Origin of the sequence: Pseudalkalibacillus sp. A8 (assembly GCF_045920555.1) — a bacterium.
Taxonomy (GTDB): domain Bacteria; phylum Bacillota; class Bacilli; order Bacillales; family Fictibacillaceae; genus Pseudalkalibacillus.
The window spans coordinates 5,272,743-5,291,940 of sequence record NZ_CP174509.1 but is presented as its reverse complement, the minus strand read 5'-3'; the positions used below and the strand labels follow the sequence as shown (position 1 = coordinate 5,291,940).

Below are 19,198 nucleotides of genomic sequence, written 5' to 3'. Positions count from 1 at the left end.
AATAGCAGCAATGGGGTCACCTATTCTTCTGTAGAAGAGTGGAAAAGCCTATATCCCTTTTTAGGTTTTAGGCGTATTCCGTAATCGGAGGTGAAAAAAGTTATGGATCCCGATCAAAACGTTATCTTTTCCTCATGATTGGTTTTATTACTGCGGTTGTCGTCATCCTGTATGTCGCCAGTCTACGTATACAGTTACAAGAAGTAAGGGCGAACCAGGATCATTATGAAAAAGAGATCAAATCCCTATCTTCGATCCAAAACACTGATGCATTAAAGATCAATAAGGAGTTCCTGGAACATTTTTTCACCTACCAGACAATAGCCGAACGATATCAGAATATTCAACCTTTAATGACCGATCAGGGATACAAGGCAACCTACCCTTCGGGAACAGAACTTCCCAGTTCTGATCAATCCGTAAAGTCATCCATTGCTGGGTTAAAATCTTTTGAATATCAAGATTCTCAAACAGAAGCTGAATTTTTCAATGAATTTAAGCTCAGTACAGAATTTAATGATGTCACCAACACGGAAACAGTCATTGTAAAAACCAATTTAATTTATGTGAAAAAGCAAGGTTGGAAGATTAATAATGTTGAGTTTATCGGGCAATTAACAGGACGAGAATAAAAATATATAACTTGCTATTTGTTATTGTAGTTCATAAATAAAATTCTAATTTTATAGAAGTTATTATTTGTTCCAAAACTGTATTTAATCATATAGTTAGAAAATTCCAAAAAATGAGTTAAGGAGCTATCAAATGAGTAAAAATTGGACTAAGATAATGCTAATAATGTCTGTGGCGATATTACTGAATGGATGTTCCGGTGGAGAAAATTCAAATGGTAAGGAAACGACAAATACGGAAAATACAGCTGGGACGAACGAGAGCCCTGAGGAACAGATGGAACCTCAAGCTAAGGCAGAACTTAAAGATGTAGAGAATAAAACTGTTGGCACTGTAAGCTTTCTTGTACATGACGGTCATGTTCAGATTGTCGCCAGTATAGAAGGGCTAGAGCCGGGTCACCATGGTTTTCATGTCCATGAAAATGGTGTCTGTGAACCTGATGCCGAGGAAGGTCCTTTCACGACAGCAGGCGGACACTTTAATACGGATGGGAAAATGCACTCTGGACATGCTGGGGACATGCCTTCCCTATATGTCAACGAGGATAGAAGCGCTGCATATTCTGCAACGTTCGATCGTCTAACTATTGATCAACTGAAAGAGGAAGAACTGGCTGTCATCGTCCATTCAAATCCTGATAACTTCGGCAATATACCTGATCGTTATCAAGCAGAGGGAAAACCTGGTCCAGATGAAGCAACAATGAAAACTGGGGATGCAGGTGACAGACAAGCATGCGGAGTAATTATGAGCACAGAGGAAGAAACAAAATAATAAAATATTTTAAAAGAAGGGGCTGTCTGATAAGTCCCTCAAATAAAACAAGACCAAGAAGAACATTTCGTTCTACTTGGTCTTGTTTTGTTTTTTCTAGGAAAGCATCTCGTCGTATACCAGCTACTTTCAGTAGGTTGTGGGCTAATGCCACAATTCCAAACTCGACGTGAACCTTGTCGAGACCCTGCAATGAAAATCTGCGGATCGATCGATTTCCCTTGATGTGACCAAAACGCTTTCTACCTCAACTTTACGTCCAGCGTATTTCACAGAGTCCTTCACTTTCAAGGGCTGTTTTCGCCTTTGCCTTCATTTCCTCGAAAATTGGATTCCAATAGACTTGGCGGTTCCCCTTCGCTTTTATACATTTCGGCTTTAAGGGGCATCCCCAGTGTATACACTTATGAAACGAAGTCAACTTATCAGACTTTCATTTTGTCATAGCTAACCAAAATTTCAGTTACATTTCAAAGGAGTTAGACTAAACCGGATGATCGCTTTTCCTGTCAAGAAAATGAACACTGATCCTATCATATTACTACTTCATAATTTTCAAAAAACATTGACAAATCGTTTCCCTTTTATTTAAACTAAATAATGAAAGCGTTTTACAAACACTCTAAGACGAAGGAGTCGCAGCATTCAATGAACCAAACGCTTTTTAATAACGTCATTATTCCTTCTGTCCGTGATTTGAAATTTTTGAATAAGGCACTACACAGTCCTTCTCCTTATATGCTGCTTTCAGATACACATATTGGAAATTTGAAGATGTTGACGAAGGAATGTCACAAAGAAGGAAAAAAGGTGCTGGTCCATTTAGATTTGGTTGGAGGCTTAAATAAGGACAACATGGGGTTAAAATTGTTAAAAGACTTGTTCAAGGTGGATGGAATTATTTCACCAAACGCGAAGCTGATCAATCGCTCGAAGGAACTAGGACTTATAGCTGTACATCGGCTGTTTTTGCTGGATTCCCGTTCATTGGAATCGGGATTGAAGGCAATCAAGGAAAGCGATTTGAATGCGGTAGAGGTTTTACCTGGCCCCTTTTCAAAAGCATTTCTCCCTCAAATTAAACAAGTAACCGATGCACCCATTTTAGCGGGTGGTTTTATATCAACAAAAGACGATGTGATAGAATTATTCAACGCCGGTATACAAGGGCTTACGTGCAGTAATCCTGCTTTATGGACAACAAAATAGCTTAACAGCGGTTATGAGAAAATGCGAAACCCTGCAGAGTGATGGCTTATTTGCTATTGCTTTGTAGGGTTTTTTGTTTTTTTCCACACTAAAAGGAGGTGAGCCTTGTTTTCTGGTAGGTGCTCGACAACTATAAGGGGGGATTATTTATGTCACTTATTGAATCGATTATTCAATTGGGTCCTGCGGTCATGATGCCGATTATTTTCCTTATTCTCGCATTGATCTTCCGTGTGAGGATAGGCCAGGGATTCAAAGCAGCAATGCTGATTGGGATTGGCTTTGTCGGGATTAATTTAGTGATTGGCCTGTTGTTAGACAGTCTCGGTCCGGCAGCGGAAGCAATGGTTAGCCGGTTTAACCTGAACTTGACTATTGTCGATCCGGGGTGGCCGGTTGGAGCAACGATTGGTTGGGGAACACCAATTGTACCGTTTGTCGTATTTGGTGCGATTGTGTTAAATATCATCTTGCTTTTATTAAAGCTAACGAAAACGGTGAATATCGACATTTTCAATTACTGGCACTTCATGCTCACAGGCGGTGTCGTCTACGCCGTTACCGGAAGTATTATGATTTCGGTCATGTTATCGTTAGTACATTTCCTTGTCGCGTTAATCATTGGAGACTTAACTGCCAAAAAGATTCAGCAGGAATTTAACTTAAAAGGGGTAGCATTCGCTCACGGGACGTCAGCAATTTATGTTCCGATAGGTATTGCAATGAACTGGATCATTGAACGAATACCTGGGCTTCGCAGCATAAAAGCATCACCTGAAGAAATCAATAAAAAATTTGGTGTAATGGGAGAACCGTTGACACTCGGAACGATCTTAGGGATAGTGCTCGGTATTTTGGCAGGTTTCTCTGTACCGGATATTCTGAAGCTCGGGATCAATGTCGCAGCGGTCATGGTGCTGTTACCTGCGATGATTAATATTTTGGTAGAAGGACTCGAAATTATCCGTGAAGCGACAGAAAAAATGCTAAAGAAACGTTTTCCAGACAGGGAGTTTTATATCGGATTAGATACGGCGATTCTCGTGGGAAATCCAGCTGTATTAGCGACAGGGTTATTACTGATTCCAGGCACGCTTCTTTTAGCACTCATCCTGCCCGGTAACAAGGTGCTTCCTTTTGTTGATCTCGCGGCACTCGTTTTCTTATTACCTATGGCAGCTCCGTTTCTTAAAAAGAATCTTGCACGTTTATTTTTATCAGGTCTGGTTATGGTAACTTTCGTGCTTTATGCCGGTACGTCCATTGCCCCTTTCTATACGAAAGCCGCACAAATGGTTGATGTGACGTTACCGGAAAACGTTCAAGCTTCCACTGAACTTGCCAATTTAATTGGAGGAGCAACGTCCCCGTTCGGTTGGTTACTAATTGAGTTATCGAAGTTATTTTCATAAAGGAGGCAAAGCATGTCAAATTATATATTGGGTATTGATAATGGTGGAACAATCACGAAAGCTGGGTTGTTTACCCTAGACGGTACAGAAATAACGGTTGCAAGTGAAAAAACAAAGATGCTCATGCCGGAACCCAGTCATACTGAAAGAAACATGGAAGAGCTCTGGCAAGCCAATATCCGCGTTATTCAAAAGGTGTTAAAACAATCTCGCATTAACTCTAGTGAGATAAGAGGTATCGGGATTACGGGGCACGGCAATGGATTATACCTGGCTCGAGAAGACGGTAGTCCAGTAGGAAACGGGATTATTTCAACCGATTCACGAGCAAAAGAAATCGTGCAAGCCTGGTATGATTGTGGTGTCGTAGATACAATTTTACCGAAAACGATGCAGTCAATCTGGTCCGGGCAGCCGGCAGCACTACTAGCATGGCTTAAACGGCACCGGCCGGAAGTTCTAGAAGAAGCACGTTGGATATTGATGTGTAAAGACTATATCAGGTTTCGAATAACCGGTGTGGCTGCAGCGGAAATAACGGACATCTCCGGAACAAGTTTATTTAATATCCGCGACATGCAATATGACGATGAAATTCTATCTTCCCTTGGATTGGAAGATATCACAGGGAAACTTCCACCCGTAAAGTACTCAGGCGAAATTTGCGGCTATGTTACGGAAGAAGTCGCTCAGATAACCGGTTTAAAAGAAGGAACACCAGTTGCTGGCGGTCTGTTTGACATTGACGCTGCTGCGGTCGCTACTGGAGTCACCGATGAGGATAAGTTGTGCATTGTTGCAGGTACTTGGAGCATTAATCAATATGTTTCAAAAGTGCCGATTGTTGATAAAGATTTATTTATGACTTCAGTTTTCTGCATTCCGGGATACTGGCTTACATTAGAAGGAAGCCCAACTTCCGCAAGTAACTTGGAATGGTTCGTAAATGAATATTTTAATTTTGAACACGAGGAAACGAAAGACCGCGGTATTTCGATCTATGAACTTTGTAATGAGATGGTCGAAAGTACGGCGCCGGACGAATCTAACATTTTGTTTTTCCCTTATTTATTCGGTTCAAATGTCCACCCGAATGCCAAAGCATGCTTTTTCGGGATTAACGGCTGGCACACAAAAGCGCATATGCTGCGGGCTTTGTATGAAGGAGTTACTTTTGGCCATAAAATTCATTTCGATAAACTGCTCAAATTCCGTGATCATCCACAAACGATTCGGATAGCAGGAGGTGTAACGCGTTCAAATGTATGGATGCAAATGTTTGCAGATATCCTGCAAACACCGATTGAAGTGGTGAACGGAACCGAACAAGGCACATTAGGGGCTGCCATTTGCTCCGCAGTCGCAACAGGAGCATATGATTCGTTTCAAACGGCTACAAATCAAATGGTAAACGTCGGCAAAGCCTATATACCGAGACCAAGTGTCAAAGCCATTTACGAAGAGAAATACGCGTACTTCAATCGTGTGCTCGACGCATTAGATCCAATCTGGAAGTAAAGAAGGGAGTATAAAAATGGACCTGGGATTGAATGGAAAAACAGCAATTGTCACTGGGGGATCCCGCGGGGTCGGAAGGGCAACCGCACTATCGCTTGCGGAAGAAGGCGTAAATGTCGTCTTAAATTATAACCGAAGCATAAAGGATGCCAACGAGACAGCAGCACTGATTAAAGAAAAAAATGGCCACTGCGTGACCATCCAAGCGGACCTATCAAATCCGGAAGACTGTAAACGCTTAATGGACGAAACAATAGAATATTTTGACCATGTCGATATCTTAGTCAATAACGCTGGTATATGGCCAAAGAACTGGGTGACTGACATTACACTTGAAGAATGGGAGCACACAATGAAAGTAAACCTTACTTCTGTTTTTCTAACGTGCCAAAGCTTTGTCATTCATTTGAAGGAACGAAACCAAAGAGGGAAAATTGCAAATGTTACATCTCAAGCAGCGTTCAATGGATCGACCACCGGCCATGCTCATTATGCGGCAAGCAAAGCGGGTATCGTAAACTTTACCGTATCACTCGCCCGTGAGGTTGCAAAAGACGGCATTAATGTGAACGCTCTTGCTTTAGGTATTGTGGAAACTGATATGATTCAAGCCGCATTAGATAAAAACAGAAGTTATTATGAGAACCGAATTCCGATCGGTAGGATCGCACAGCCGGAGGAAATCGCAGATATCATTACATTCCTAGTATCGAACAAAGCCGATTACATGACAGGTGCCACGCTGGATGCTACCGGCGGTATGCTCATGAGATAAATAGACAAAGGAGAACCGAGGATGCTTGTACCTTTAAAGGAAGTACTAAATGATGCACGAAAAAACAAATACGCCGTACCCGCGTTTGATTGTGTTAACGACATTATGGTAAGGACAATTTTAGATACCGCAGAACAAGAGAACTCCCCCGTCATTCTCATGTGTCTTGAGCACAACTTAAATGAACCAAAAGGGTTTGTTTATTTAGCGGAATATATTAAAGCGGTCGTATCATTCTATCAAATCCCCATTGTCCTTCATTTGGACCATGCCATGGATCTAGAGCTTGTCAAAAAAGCGGTACAGTTTGGGTTTACTTCGGTCATGATTGACGGTTCTAGCCTGCCTCTTGAAGAAAATATGGCAATCACAAGAGAAGTCGTAAAATATGTACAACAGCACGGCATCAGTGTGGAAGCAGAACTAGGTCATGTTGGCGGCCATGAATTAGGTGGTACGTACGCCAGTGACTCTAAATTAACAGAACCGAGTCAAGTAGAGACGTTCGTTCAGAAAACGGGTGTCGATGCATTAGCGGTTTCAATCGGAACCTCTCATGGGATTTACCACTCGGAGCCGGATTTAAATATCATAAGGACAAAAGAAATTAACGATGTTAGCCCGGTTCCGCTCGTGCTGCACGGCGGCTCTGGAACACCCAACGTACAGTTGAAAGAAGTGATTACAAACGGCATAAGCAAAATCAACCTGTACGCAGATTGCAGAGTAGCGATGGCGAAAGGAATGAAGGAAGCTGCTGCTGCAATAAACAGGGTCGACCCCTTACCAGAAGAAATGTTCCGACCAATTACACAAGCCTTAGCAGCCGTCGTAAAGGAAAAAATTCATCTATTTCGTTCAAATAATCGCACATAGGAGGTAGCAAAAGTGAAACTATTGGCAATTAGCGACCTGTTTATCCCTAAGGACATGATGCAAGAAGGACTATCCTCCCTTACCTCTCTTGGTGTAGATATCGAAGTAAGGGAATGGAAGCATGACTCCTTAGAAATGTTGCAAAAGGATAATCTTGCGGTAGAGTTACAAGGACCAGACGCTGTACCCGTTCCGGAAGAATTGTTCTCTGGCATTGAAACTTGTGATCTATTAATAGTACAGTTTGTCCCGGTGAATCAAGCAATCATTGAAAAAGCTGAGCGTTTAAAATTGATAGGTGTTTTAAGGGGTGGAAGGGAAAATATTGATCCTGCTGCTGCGGAGTCGAGAGGTATAGAAGTCATCAATACACCAGGCCGTAACGCAAGAGCAGTAGCAGAGTTCACGCTTGGTCTTATCCTATCAGAAATTCGGAATATCGCTCGTTCTCACGCCGCACTCAAAAACGGGGAGTGGCGAAAGTCTTTTCCAAATAGCGAAGCCATCCCCGAGTTAAATGAAAAAACGGTAGGCATTGTCGGATTCGGAAATGTCGGGAACCTACTAGCAGGGTATTTGAAAGCGCTCGGTTGCAACATACTCGTCTACGATGAATATACATCAGTGGTGCCTGAACCCTATCGAAGAGTTGATAAGAATACGCTGTTGGAACAATCGGATGTCGTCTCTTTGCATCTGCGGTTAAGCGAAAAAACTTACCATTTCATCGATGCTGATGCTTTGAGAAAAATGAAACCTTCTGCCATTCTCGTTAATACCGCTCGCTCCGGGCTTATTGATGAAAAAGCACTCGTGGATTGTTTGAAAAACAACCAGGTTATAGGGGCTGCTTTAGATGTGTTTGACGTGGAGCCATTAACGAAGTCTCAGGAAATCGTAGAACTAGATAACCTAACAATCACCCCACACATCGCCGGAAGTACGATTGATGCGTTTCGAAATAGTCCTAGACAAATAGCAAGATATTTAATGGAAAAACTGAAGCTGTATTAAGAATACGACGAAGTGGCAAACTCATACGTTATTAGTCTGCCACTTTATGTTACATATTAGAAAATGTAACTTTTACAAATCATATTGGGGTACGGCAAGGATTCCTTCTTTTTTGAGCCACTCACAAGTTTGCGCTTCTAATCTAGCATTCTTTTCTTCTAATGTAGGCTCTTTCTTAGTTGGTCTCCCCGAATTGTCCTTCCGCATATCTCGGAGCCCTAATACTCTTGATTCATTGTAAGCAGTACGCCATCTATTAGCAGCCCTATTAACTCTAACTATGCCAATAACTTCAACATCAAAACCATTCTCCTCAAAAATTTGTCTTGGAGGTGACATTCTAATAGCTCTTTTTTTATTTCTTTACAATGATCCATTTCAAAAAAGGACTTCCATAACGGAATTGTATATATGGCGGTTGCTTCCCAGTATGGGAACAAGGAGGATAAGGCAGCTTATTCTGTACTAGTCTTGAATGATGGACCACTACTTACGATGGTTACATTAGCCATTTTCGGAGCGATGGGCTTCGTAGAAGGAATGTTTTCAGCAACTGCGTTCATCACGGTATTGCTTCCACTTATAGTAGGTGTTGTCATCGGTAATACAGACATAGACTTGCGTGATATGCTTTTAAAAGGCAGTGACATCATTATTCCATTCCTTTCATTCGCACTTGGTATGGGTATTAATTTAACCGACGTTGTTCAAGGCAGAGTCAGTGGTATTATGCTGGGTGTTTTAACAGTGGTATTTACCGGGGGTATTGCTTATCTTGCTTTTAAAGCACTTGGCTGGAACCCACTTATCGGCGCAGCTGAAGGCACGACAGCTGGGAATGCAGTTATGGTTCCTGGAGTAGTTGCGTCAGCAAATGCTTCATTCGTAAGTATTGCTCCTCTTGCTACTGTACAGGTTGCAGCCTCGGCGGTTACAACAGCCATTCTCCTTCCAATTGTCTTAACACTTTTGGTGAAATTCACCAAAATCGAAAGTAATAATGTAGAAAGTGAAAAAACTGCCAAGCCGAAGGAAGAAGCAGTTTGATAACTTAGATAATTGTTTAACGCTTTGAAGTGACCCCAATAACTAGACTGATTTATTATTAGGCAGTTTCTAGGGATTGAGTTCGGTATTTTACTGGGCTCAAGCCTTTTAACTTTGCCTTAATTCGTATGTGATTATAGAATTCTATATATTTTGCTAGTTCTTATTTAAAGTGCTCCACATTTTTAAATTCTTTTAGATAAAGAAATTCCGATTTTAAAATACCAAAGAAGTTTTCAATACCGAAATTCCACCGACAGCCGTGCAGTTGGCTTAAGATTGCGATATGATGAGAATTGTGGAAAGCCACTATAAAGTAGAAAGGAGGAGAGCCATGAATTTGTTCATTCGTCAAACGTTAAATCTTTTGGATACAGAACTTGATCGTATAAAAACAGCGCTGGAACGATTGCCTGAGGAATTGGTATGGAAAAAAATGCGTAAGAGTACTAATAGTATTGGAAATTTATGTTTGCATATTGCAGGAAATGAATATCAAAACATTGTAAGCGGCATTGGACAAAAACCGTTCATTCGCGAAAGATCAGCTGAATTTTTATCAGAAGGGGGATTCACCGCATCGGAATTGCTGGATGAATTAACTAGTGTACGAGAACAGACAAGAATTGAACTGAAATCTATCACTCCAAACGAATTTGAAAAAGAGATTGTAATTTCCTATCCTCCCGAAGCAAGAATAGCTTCATACACTTCTACTCTATTAGAAATTGTGTATCATACCACTTCGCATTATTCTTATCATACCGGGCAAATCGTATATATGACAAAACTTATGCAGAAGGGGGACGAGCATTTATTAAAATGGAGGCATTGATCGCAATAGACTGCTGAAAAATAAATTTGTTCCTATTATTTCCTCTAATTTTTTGTCAATTAATAAAGGTTTTTATTAAATTTTGTCAAATATGAATATATTTAAAGATTTAATTTTTATCACACACATAACATCTTGGAGGTAAGTAACGTGAAAAAATCATCAGTAAACATTTTGATCGCTTTATTAATTCTGACCCTCGGTCTAGCAGGTTGCGGGAAGCAGGAAGAGGGAAGTAATGCTGGATCCGCATCTGGAAAAAAGTCAGACTCGGTATCGCTTGAAATCGGAATGCTAAAATTAACGAGTTCCGCTCCGTTATTTATTGGAATAGAGAAAGGTTTCTTTAAAGAGGAAGGTATTGATGCCAAGGCAAAATGGTTTGAGGCAGCACAGCCAATTGCAGTCGCAACGGCTTCAGGAAGTGTAGATGTTGGAGCAACAGGAATTACGGCAAGTTTGTACAATATGGTTGCCGGAGGTCAAAAACTATTGATTGTTGCCGATAAAGGGAGAGAACAGGAAGGGTATTCATCCTCTGCTTTATTAGTCCCTAACACTTCACCAATAAAAAGCATTAAAGAGTTAAAGGGAAAAAAGATTGGCATTACACAGACCGGTTCAACCTACCATTATATGGCCGGAAGAATGTTGGAAAACCACGGTGTAACATTGCAGGATGTTGAGCTTGTTCCCCTGAACAGTATAAAAGGACTTATGGAAGCATTAAAAAGCAAGCAAGTTGATGCTGTTTTATTAAATGAACCTAATATTACAACAGTTGTAAATGAAGGCTATGGGAAGGTCGTTGCTCAAGTGGGAGACGAAATAGATTACCAAACGTCCGGGGTCTTTTTCTCACAAACTTTTGCAGATAATAAAGACGCGGCTGTACGTTTTCTCAAAGCTTACGCAAAAGCCACTCGATACTACTACGATGCAGTACTCATGAAAGAAGACGGCAAGATCGTACCAGGGGAGAATTACGAGGAGGTTATCAATATCATTGCGAAGTATACGGATCAAGACCCGGAAGTGGTGAAACAAGGCCTTCCTTATATCGATCGTGACGGCAAACTCCTTGAAGAGGATATTAAGACACAGGTCGACTGGTACGTGAAGGAAAATTTAATTGACAAAGCAATTGATACCGAAGAAATTGTCAATACGAAATTGTTAGAAGAAGCGTTACAGCAGTTAGGGAAGTGACAGCATGAGAATTGTCATTGAGAATGTGGAAAAAACGTTTATCGATTCAAAAAAAAGAGAAGTTACGGCATTAAAGAATATCAACTTTTCTATTGATAAAGAGGAATTTGTTGTACTCGTAGGACCAAGTGGATGCGGGAAGTCGACTTTGCTCAACATTGTAGGAGGATTGATGTCTCCAACCGGGGGAAGGGTTTTTTTCGAAGGCACACAAGGGAACGAACCGAATTTGGGCATCGTATTTCAGGAAATTGCTCTCTTTCCGTGGCGAACTGTTTATGAAAATGTCATTTACGGCTTGGAGGAAAAAGGGATTAGTAAACAAGAGCAGCAGGAGAAAGGCAAACACTATATCGATATGGTTGGTTTAAACAGTTTTGAAGGCGCCTATCCTAAACAACTTTCCGGCGGTATGAAACAGAGAGCTGGCATTGCCAGGGCGCTTGCGGTTGAGCCTGATTTGCTGTTAATGGACGAACCGTTTTCCGCTTTGGATGCTCAGACACGTACCCTCATGCAGGAGGAACTTTTGACGATTTGGAACCGTACAAGGCTAAGCACTCTTTATGTTACGCATAACATCCAGGAGGCAGTTTACTTAGCGGACCGGGTCATTGTATTATCCAGACATCCAGGACAAATAAAAAGCATCATCGAAATCGACCTACCGAAAATAGGAAGAGATCAAGAACAGTACAGAAGCCAATTTGAGCAGTATGCAGACCAAATTTGGCGGCTGATTCGTAATGATGCAAAAGAAGCGTTAAAGGAGGGATAGTGAATGACCGAACAAAGAAAAACCATTACAAATCGTGTTGCCTTTCTCGAACAAAAGATTCCAAGTTACGCAGCTGTACTCGGAATATCCAGTCTGCTTATACTATGGGAAATCGTATGCAGACTGAACATTGTTCCCCCCTTATTTTTGCCTGCGCCAACAGCGATTTTAGCAGCGGCGTGGGAGATGATTATAAGCGGGGAACTGTACCAAAGCCTTTTTGCAAGCTTGTACCGTATCGTCATCGGTTATGCTATTGGAGCAATATTTGGTATCCTTATCGGACTCATTCTCGGTTTTTCAAGATGGGCAGACGCGGTCGTAACACCGATCGTTTATTCCATATATCCTATTCCGAAAATCGCACTTTTACCTTTAATTATTTTATGGTTGGGAATCGGCGAAATGCCAAAGGTAACAATTATTGCATTAGGCGTATTTTTTCCTGTTGTCATAAATACGTTTTCCGGTGTAAAAAATGTCGACCCGATGCTGATTAAAGCAGCAGTAACGTTTGGCTCAAACCATGTTAATGTCATACGGAAGGTGATTTTACCGGGCTCGCTTCCAATGATTTTCGCCGGCTTAAAGCTCGCTGCGGGAACTTCGCTGCTCTTGCTGGTGTCCGCAGAAATGATTGCTGCCCAACAAGGCATCGGTTCAATGGTTTTGCACTACGGAAATTTAATGATTACAACAAAGCTGATGGTCGGAGTGCTGCTTCTCTCCCTGCTCGGCTTGATTTTCAATCGGGGACTTCAGTGGTTAGAGCGAAAGCTTATACCATGGAAGTAACATAAAGTAGGAAGTTCCTCTTACTCCAACTTAGTTAATATCAGGGGATAGCGCTTGTTGTGTTGCTGCAAGCAGTTGTCCCCCTGTACTCTTAATACATTAAAATTTGATTCAATGTAGTGAATTTGTATAACTCCGATAAATGAAAAAAGTTTTTATTCTTCCTTGAATCAATAAGTTTATTCATCTTTAACAGGAATTAAAGGAGGAATAAAAATGGAATTTATGTTTGTGCTAATCGGTGTTTACGTTGCTCTCTTTTCATATCTAACTGTAAGAATTACAAAGATATGTGTTAAATTTTTCAAAATTACACGTGCTTATATACAACTTCCGAATAGGCTTGATCACAGGGTTGCAGCTCTAATCCGTCACTTAACACCGATGAAATGGCTGTTTTCTTGTTACCGAATAGGTTAGTTGGCAATCGTACCCGTTTGTTGAAGATCAACAGTCTGTGCGTCAAAAACGAAATCTTCCACTCCTATGGAGGGAGGAGAAATGGGTGGGTTTGGCACCTCTACGATATTATGGTTAAACAAAACTTTCTTCATGTATATGGCCAAATCGTTGAACAAGGCATATTGAGCTTAAGCACAGGATAGTGAACTAACAACTCAAGAGATATTTTCAAAATGGTGAATATAATAGAAGAAGAATCTGAGTGTGAAGGGAGAATTGTCATGAGTGAATTAGAAAATGACATTGTGTACAAAACCTGTGTTCCGACTGGCGTTGAACTAAAAGACACTGGCTTTGGATATACGTTGTCCTTAATAGCCGGTAAATATAAAATGATCATTATATATTGGCTGTCTGAAAATAAGGTTATGCGACATAATGAGCTAAAGCGAAGTATCGGTGCCATTTCCTTTAAAACGCTAAGCATCATGTTAAAAGAGCTGGAGGCAGATGACCTTATCATACGTAAGGAATTTCCCCAAATACCTCCAAAAGTTGAATATTCATTATCTGACCGTGGTCTATCTCTTGTTCCATTGTTAAATATGATGTGTGAGTGGGGAGAGAAAAATCGTTTGTCAGCTCTGGAGGATGTACACGATGGCTAGCTATTTTGTTTAAATCAAAAGAAGTATCTCCTCAGTAAGGAAATACTTCTTTTTTATAGCTTTTATAAAGCTACCTATTATAGGTTGTCAACAAAATTCAAATAATCTTGAGCGCTTTTTTCCAATTCGTTTGTACCCGGCTCATTTTCTAATTCTTCGTTTCCACCCGGCTTATTTTCTTTGCCATAAAACGCAAAGTACGAACGATAATCTGCATTGCAATATAGGAATGTTGTTTTAAATGGAACTAATATTTGTTCAAGTGTATACCGGTATCTTCCCTTTTCACTATAATCTTCTTTTTTAATTCCTGCAGTTACACCTAAAGCAACTTTACGATTCATTAATTTATCCCCTCCATTTGAACCATAAGCCCATCCATAAGCTAAAACATCGTCAAGCCATTTTTTAAGGAGAGGCGGACAATTAAACCAATGGATAGGGAACTGCAAAATAAGATTACCATGTGATTCAACCATTTTTTGTTCTTTCTCCACGTCTATGTTTCCATCAGGGTAAACCTTAGACAATTCGTGAACAGTATACTTTTCGGGATATTTTTTCAGTTCTTCTACCCATCGCTTATTAATGATGGAAGTTTCTATGCTGGGATGTGTTACGATAACAAGAGTTTTCAAAGATTTGTCCTCCTTAAGTATTATTTATATCTTGATAATAAAGTGAACACTGTAAATATGTAAGTATGCACTTTTATTACAGGTACTTACATAAAGGTGAGTGTTAAATTAGTCATAAATATTTTTTCTATAAGGGTGAACCAGCAGAACCATTACCCGAAAAGTAGAAGAGCTGCATTCTCGAGGTTACCGTACGTTGTACAAAAAGATCCTGTACTAAGTCATTTTATTCAATGTAGTGTAGTGCTTAGCTTAGTATACCTCATGCTAATTTAATTCTGGTATTATTCATGCATAGAAACCTATGATTTTCGTGCATTTTCCCTTATTAAAATTCTTAAGCACTACAGAAAGAAAAGGGCCATTATCTTGAATAACTTACTGGGTAAATGTTCGAAGTTTCGGATGATTGTTATTTAGTAAATTGAGAGGATTCCACTTTTGCTGGACATGCTAAGAAAAAATAAAAAATTTTCCTTTTTTTACTAAAATAAAGGTAGTCTATTCCTATATAAATACAATAAGTTTCACTTAAATAAAAGGTAAGTTATTGTTACGATCGGGGGGCGTTTCTTCAATAAATGGAGACGCAATTTTCTGATTGAAGTAACAAAGCAGAATAGTTCTATAAATGAGTAAGAAACCCAGCTAATCTTACATGAAGGTAGCTGGGTTTTAAAGTTGGATGTGCAAAATAACACTTAAAAAAATACGTGCAAATTATCGCCTAAAGTACAGTATTGATGATCAACTATTAATAGCTTTACTTTTAATAAAGGAGGTAAAATTAACTTCATTCCCATCCAAACCTCCAAAAAATTGCGGATCCATAACTCATTAATATTGCAATCTATCAACTATACTCACAAACAATCCATGACAATCTTCGTTTTTTTACAAAAAAAATAATAAAAGTTTATATCAGATTCATATATTTCAGATATGATAGAATCGAAAATCAGTTGTGAGAGGAGAAAAAGAGACAATGAACAAAATTAACAAAGCAGTTATAACAGGTATGGCTGCTGTTTGCCTATCTAGTTTTACATTACATACTGCTGCAGTTTCTGCCGCAAAAAAAGAAACGGCTCGTTCCGTTGAACACGTCAGATTAATAGAATCCGAGACGCTGCCTTACAATACGACATACAAAGGGACAACAGTTGGCGGGTTATCCGGCATTACATACAATCCAAAAATTAACAAATGGCTGATTATTAGTGATGATAGATCTGATTATAATCCTGCAAGGTTTTATGAAGCTAAGGTGAACTACAATGCAAACGATTTTCAAAACATACAATTAGTAGGCGTTAATTCCCTTAAACAGCAAGACGGAACCGATTATCTAAATAGAAGCCAGTACAATGGCGAAACAGGAGGAATTGTCGCAGATCCTGAATCCATTCGTTTTGATCCACTAAATAACAGCATCTGGTATACGAGTGAAGGTGACCGTTCCCTTGGTTTAAATCCATTTATCCGTCAAGCAACACTGGATGGAAGCTATCTATCCGAGCTTTCGATAAATGATACAATCAAAATGGATGATCAATCAGAGAAAGGATTTCGGAACAATCTAGCATTAGAAGGAAGCACCTTCTCCTATGATGGACAAACCTTTTGGACATCAATGGAGGGGCCTCTCCTTCAAGATGATACAATCCCAACCCCTGAATCTGGAGCACTGTCTCGGATTACTCAATATGACCGGGAAGGAAATGTTTTAGCCGAATACGCCTATCCAATCGATGCCATCCCTGAAGAGCCTGGAACAGAAAAGAACGCTGATAATGGCGTAACAGAAATTCTCTCTATTAATGATCACGAGCTTTTCGTATTAGAACGTGCAAGTGTTCAAGCTGACGATGGTTCTTATAGCAATTATGTTCGTGTTTATAAAGTGGATATCAATGAAGCTACTGATATTAAAGATATGGAATCAATCAAAAAAGAAGATGTGAAACCTTTGAAAAAAGAGCTTGTCATTAATCTAAACACTCTAGGTTTGGACAAAGTCGATAATGTGGAAGGGATGACGTTCGGGAAAAAGCTTCCGAATGGAAATGATAGCCTAGTCTTAGTTTCTGATAATAATTTCAATGATACCCAAGTAACACAGTTTATTGCCTTTGAAGTCATTCCTGAGGACTAAAATTTCACGAGCATGCATCCAGACAAAAGAGAGAGTTCTACTGTTTTTTAGTGACCTCCTCTCTTTTATTGAAAAAAATAATAGGAATATAACATAATAATATACATTATATTCCCGCATATAGATATATTTTTCTATGCACCTAGGCTACATTTAGGTGCTTTTATTCGGGCGCGATTGCTGAACTAATGAGAAGTCGCTTTTTTACTAGGCAGATCCGAATAATTCTAAATATGATTGGTTGTAAATAATTAAGAAACCCAGCTAATCTTCTCATGTGAAGGTAGCTGGGTTTATAAAGTTGGATCTGCAAAAAATATACCCAAATTATCGATCAAAGTGACAGTCAATCCTGAAGCCAGGAAAAAGTGGTACCCCAGAATCCCTGTCAATGCACCAATCGTTATGAATATGAATCAAATTTACACTTTTATCTGGATTTGTTGTTTTCGTTGCTGGAGCTTTTCTAAACAGTCATGATCCATACTGATCGATCCGATCGTTACATCCGAATCTCCGTAGAAACCATGGAAATCGGACCCGCCAGTCTTTACCAGCCCGTATTGTTCTGAAAGAGCAATTGCCTTTGCTTCATCCTGTCCATCGTGCAAGGGATGCCTAACCTCAATCCCTTCCAAGCCGCCCCCGACCCATTCCTCAACAGCATCGAAATTGTCGAATTGTCCAGGATGTGCTATTACCGGGATTCCGCCTGCTACTCGAATGACTCGGATGGCGTCCTTCGCATCAATGTATTCAATCGGTACGAAAGCAATCCCAGGCTGTTGTTTGCTGTTGCCACGGAAAAATATTTTTCTATATAGATCTCCATAGATCCGGTCCGTATACCCCTTTTCGAGAAGGGCATGCATAATGTGTTGTTTATAGACTCCGGTACCACCCTCGGCAAATCTCTGTATTTCTTCCCAGCTTATATCATATCCGGCATCGATCAATTTTTGCACCATCTGATAGGACGCTTCATGTCGCTTTTTAATAAGTGGTTTGCACAATTTTTCAATCGTTGGATGTCCTGGCTCCACATATAGACCTAAAATGTGGGCACGTCTACCTCGTTTGTAATCGTAAGCGGAAATTTCGATTCCGGGAATCACTTCAACCCCGATCTTCTCACCGATATCTATCGCTTGCTTCAAACCTGCAGTCGTATCGTGGTCTGTGATGGCAAGATGTGTGACATGATTATCTCGAGCCAGGAGAAGGACTTCCTCAATCGAAAGAGTATTATCTGAAATTTTCGTATGGCAATGCAAATCGATTTTCATTTGATCAACTCCGTTATAAAGCTTACTCCATGCCTTTTGAAGTTCAAAGAATCATAGAAGGCATGTGCTTCTTTTCGATTTTCGCTACTTGACAGCATTAATTTGTAACAATCGTTCTTAGCAGCTATGTCCATAGCTTTTTCCATCAGTTTTTTCCCGATTCCCATCCGCTTGTAGTCTGGATTCACGACGACATTTTCCAGGATGGCAAGCTTTTTCCCTCCGTGACCAAAGTTGTCAATGATGATAAGAGAAAACGTTCCTATGATCTCATCTTCCTTACGTACATAATAAATTTTATAAAAAGGATATCGCTTGATCTTCTCCAGCAATTGAAGGCCTTCGTCGTGGGATAGAACATTCTCTTGGTCCAATTCCTTCAAAAGTTCTAAATAGGTATCAAGTTCTTCAGCTTTCAGTTCACTTACATTCATCAGCTTACTCCAATTAAATTCCGACTTGGTCAATCAATGAACCTTGAGACAAATTGTAATGCTGATCGACGACTGTTTCCATAAAATCAAGATCATGAAAAATTCCGATCATGCTTGTACCATTCGCTTTCAATTGAATGATCATTTCTTTGACCGATTCTTTTGATGCGTTATCAAGGGAGGCGGTCGGTTCATCCAGCAAAAGCAGCTTTGGTTGTTTTACCATTGCTTTGGCCAGATTCAAACGTAGTTTTTCACCACCGCTGAATGTCCGGGGATAAGAATCCCATAGTGAGGTCGGAAGCTTGAAGTGTGACAAAATTTGTTTCGCATTTTCCTTCGCTTCATCCTCTTCATAACCCATTTCAATGATGGCTTCCATTACAACCTCCAGGGCAGTCACGCGAGGCATTACCTCAAGAAATTGAGAAACATACCCGATTTCTTTCTTTCGGATCGCCAATATTTCACGCTCTGTCGCTTTCACTAAATCGATCATTCCAAATTGATCAGAGTGATACCAAATCTTTCCTGAAGAGGGTGAATACGTACGATAAATACTTTTGAGGATCGTCGATTTTCCAGCACCACTTTTTCCAGTGATTCCGACGAATGCACCTTCATCCAAATGAAAAGTGATTCCATTGCAGCCTGTAATATCCTTACCATTTCCGTAATGCAAGGAGAACACCTTCTCTAAATCTTCAACTCTTAAAAGCTCATTCATGATATTTCAC

At 40.1% G+C, this 19,198-nt stretch carries 20 protein-coding genes and 2 pseudogenes; 15 read left to right on the top strand and 7 right to left on the bottom strand.

What is annotated here, in order from left to right; genetic code table 11:
* The first annotated feature begins 134 nt into the window (after positions 1-134).
* Entirely contained in the window at positions 135-632 is a 498-nt protein-coding gene (locus ACJROX_RS26585) for a hypothetical protein (protein ID WP_408008202.1), read from the top strand.
* A gap of 133 nt (positions 633-765) precedes the next feature.
* Positions 766-1,410, top strand: a complete 645-nt coding sequence (locus ACJROX_RS26580; protein WP_408008201.1) for a superoxide dismutase family protein — start codon at positions 766-768, stop codon at positions 1,408-1,410.
* Here the strand turns inward: ACJROX_RS26580 and ACJROX_RS26575 are convergent.
* Positions 1,382-1,831: pseudogene (locus ACJROX_RS26575) on the bottom strand (transposase). The gene ACJROX_RS26580 and the pseudogene ACJROX_RS26575 sit on opposite strands and share 29 nt — an antisense overlap.
* A 227-nt stretch (positions 1,832-2,058) precedes the next feature.
* Here ACJROX_RS26575 and ACJROX_RS26570 point away from each other — a divergent pair.
* The 6 genes from ACJROX_RS26570 (at position 2,059) to ACJROX_RS26545 (ending at position 8,214) form a co-directional block, all read left to right on the top strand.
* On the top strand, positions 2,059-2,619 hold the full coding sequence (locus tag ACJROX_RS26570; RefSeq protein WP_408008200.1) for a glycerol-3-phosphate responsive antiterminator: 561 nt from the start codon (positions 2,059-2,061) through the stop codon (positions 2,617-2,619).
* A gap of 149 nt (positions 2,620-2,768) precedes the next feature.
* On the top strand, positions 2,769-4,031 hold the full coding sequence (locus ACJROX_RS26565; protein WP_408008199.1) for a PTS galactitol transporter subunit IIC: 1,263 nt from the start codon (positions 2,769-2,771) through the stop codon (positions 4,029-4,031).
* 12 nt (positions 4,032-4,043) lie between these two features.
* A complete protein-coding gene (locus ACJROX_RS26560; RefSeq protein WP_408008198.1) occupies positions 4,044-5,549 on the top strand; it encodes an FGGY-family carbohydrate kinase in 1,506 nt (501 codons plus the stop codon).
* Between the two features lie 16 nt (positions 5,550-5,565).
* The gene (locus tag ACJROX_RS26555; protein WP_408008197.1) at positions 5,566-6,324 is read left to right on the top strand and encodes an SDR family NAD(P)-dependent oxidoreductase; all 759 of its coding nucleotides are present in this window, start codon (positions 5,566-5,568) and stop codon (positions 6,322-6,324) included.
* A gap of 21 nt (positions 6,325-6,345) precedes the next feature.
* Positions 6,346-7,200 (top strand): ketose-bisphosphate aldolase, encoded by an 855-nt coding sequence (locus ACJROX_RS26550; RefSeq protein WP_408008196.1) that lies wholly within the window; start codon positions 6,346-6,348, stop codon positions 7,198-7,200.
* Between the two features lie 12 nt (positions 7,201-7,212).
* On the top strand, positions 7,213-8,214 hold the full coding sequence (locus ACJROX_RS26545) for a 2-hydroxyacid dehydrogenase (protein WP_408008195.1): 1,002 nt from the start codon (positions 7,213-7,215) through the stop codon (positions 8,212-8,214).
* 72 nt (positions 8,215-8,286) lie between these two features.
* Here ACJROX_RS26545 and ACJROX_RS26540 read toward each other — a convergent pair whose 3' ends face one another.
* Positions 8,287-8,553 (bottom strand): hypothetical protein, encoded by a 267-nt coding sequence (locus ACJROX_RS26540; RefSeq protein WP_408008194.1) that lies wholly within the window; start codon positions 8,551-8,553, stop codon positions 8,287-8,289.
* A 36-nt stretch (positions 8,554-8,589) separates the two neighbouring features.
* On the opposite strand from ACJROX_RS26540, the gene ACJROX_RS26535 reads away from it, so the two are divergent.
* Positions 8,590-9,261, top strand: coding sequence for a 2-keto-3-deoxygluconate permease (locus ACJROX_RS26535; RefSeq protein WP_408011800.1), 672 nt, complete (start codon positions 8,590-8,592; stop codon positions 9,259-9,261).
* 58 nt (positions 9,262-9,319) lie between these two features.
* Here the strand turns inward: ACJROX_RS26535 and ACJROX_RS26530 are convergent.
* Positions 9,320-9,511: pseudogene (locus ACJROX_RS26530) on the bottom strand (IS3 family transposase); the annotation flags it as partial.
* An 84-nt stretch (positions 9,512-9,595) separates the two neighbouring features.
* Here ACJROX_RS26530 and ACJROX_RS26525 point away from each other — a divergent pair.
* From ACJROX_RS26525 to ACJROX_RS26505, 5 genes are all read left to right on the top strand, one after another.
* Positions 9,596-10,096 (top strand): DinB family protein, encoded by a 501-nt coding sequence (locus tag ACJROX_RS26525; RefSeq protein ID WP_408008193.1) that lies wholly within the window; start codon positions 9,596-9,598, stop codon positions 10,094-10,096.
* A gap of 150 nt (positions 10,097-10,246) precedes the next feature.
* Entirely contained in the window at positions 10,247-11,305 is a 1,059-nt protein-coding gene (locus ACJROX_RS26520; RefSeq protein WP_408008192.1) for an ABC transporter substrate-binding protein, read from the top strand.
* Positions 11,306-11,309: 4 nt separating this feature from the next.
* The gene (locus ACJROX_RS26515) at positions 11,310-12,083 is read left to right on the top strand and encodes an ABC transporter ATP-binding protein (protein ID WP_408008191.1); all 774 of its coding nucleotides are present in this window, start codon (positions 11,310-11,312) and stop codon (positions 12,081-12,083) included.
* Positions 12,084-12,086: 3 nt separating this feature from the next.
* On the top strand, positions 12,087-12,878 hold the full coding sequence (locus ACJROX_RS26510; protein WP_408008190.1) for an ABC transporter permease: 792 nt from the start codon (positions 12,087-12,089) through the stop codon (positions 12,876-12,878).
* Positions 12,879-13,561: 683 nt separating this feature from the next.
* Positions 13,562-13,948 carry a winged helix-turn-helix transcriptional regulator gene (locus tag ACJROX_RS26505; protein ID WP_408008189.1) on the top strand — a complete coding sequence of 129 codons (387 nt, stop codon included), beginning with the start codon at positions 13,562-13,564 and terminating at the stop codon, positions 13,946-13,948.
* A 77-nt stretch (positions 13,949-14,025) separates the two neighbouring features.
* Here ACJROX_RS26505 and ACJROX_RS26500 read toward each other — a convergent pair whose 3' ends face one another.
* A complete protein-coding gene (locus ACJROX_RS26500) occupies positions 14,026-14,586 on the bottom strand; it encodes an NAD(P)H-dependent oxidoreductase (protein ID WP_408008188.1) in 561 nt (186 codons plus the stop codon).
* A 985-nt stretch (positions 14,587-15,571) separates the two neighbouring features.
* On the opposite strand from ACJROX_RS26500, the gene ACJROX_RS26495 reads away from it, so the two are divergent.
* Positions 15,572-16,741 (top strand): esterase-like activity of phytase family protein, encoded by a 1,170-nt coding sequence (locus ACJROX_RS26495; protein WP_408008187.1) that lies wholly within the window; start codon positions 15,572-15,574, stop codon positions 16,739-16,741.
* Positions 16,742-17,163: 422 nt separating this feature from the next.
* Here ACJROX_RS26495 and ACJROX_RS26490 read toward each other — a convergent pair whose 3' ends face one another.
* The 3 genes from ACJROX_RS26490 to phnL are packed head-to-tail and all read right to left on the bottom strand — an operon-like array spanning position 17,164 to position 19,188.
* On the bottom strand, positions 17,164-18,027 hold the full coding sequence (locus ACJROX_RS26490; RefSeq protein WP_408008186.1) for a PHP domain-containing protein: 864 nt from the start codon (positions 18,025-18,027) through the stop codon (positions 17,164-17,166).
* Positions 18,024-18,461: a GNAT family N-acetyltransferase gene (locus tag ACJROX_RS26485; protein ID WP_408008185.1), complete on the bottom strand. Its 438-nt coding sequence runs from the start codon at positions 18,459-18,461 to the stop codon at positions 18,024-18,026. The genes ACJROX_RS26490 and ACJROX_RS26485 overlap by 4 nt, the downstream gene beginning before the upstream one ends.
* Before the next feature lie 13 nt (positions 18,462-18,474).
* Positions 18,475-19,188: a phosphonate C-P lyase system protein PhnL gene (gene phnL, locus ACJROX_RS26480; RefSeq protein WP_408008184.1), complete on the bottom strand. Its 714-nt coding sequence runs from the start codon at positions 19,186-19,188 to the stop codon at positions 18,475-18,477.
* Between the last annotated feature and the right edge of the window lie 10 nt (positions 19,189-19,198).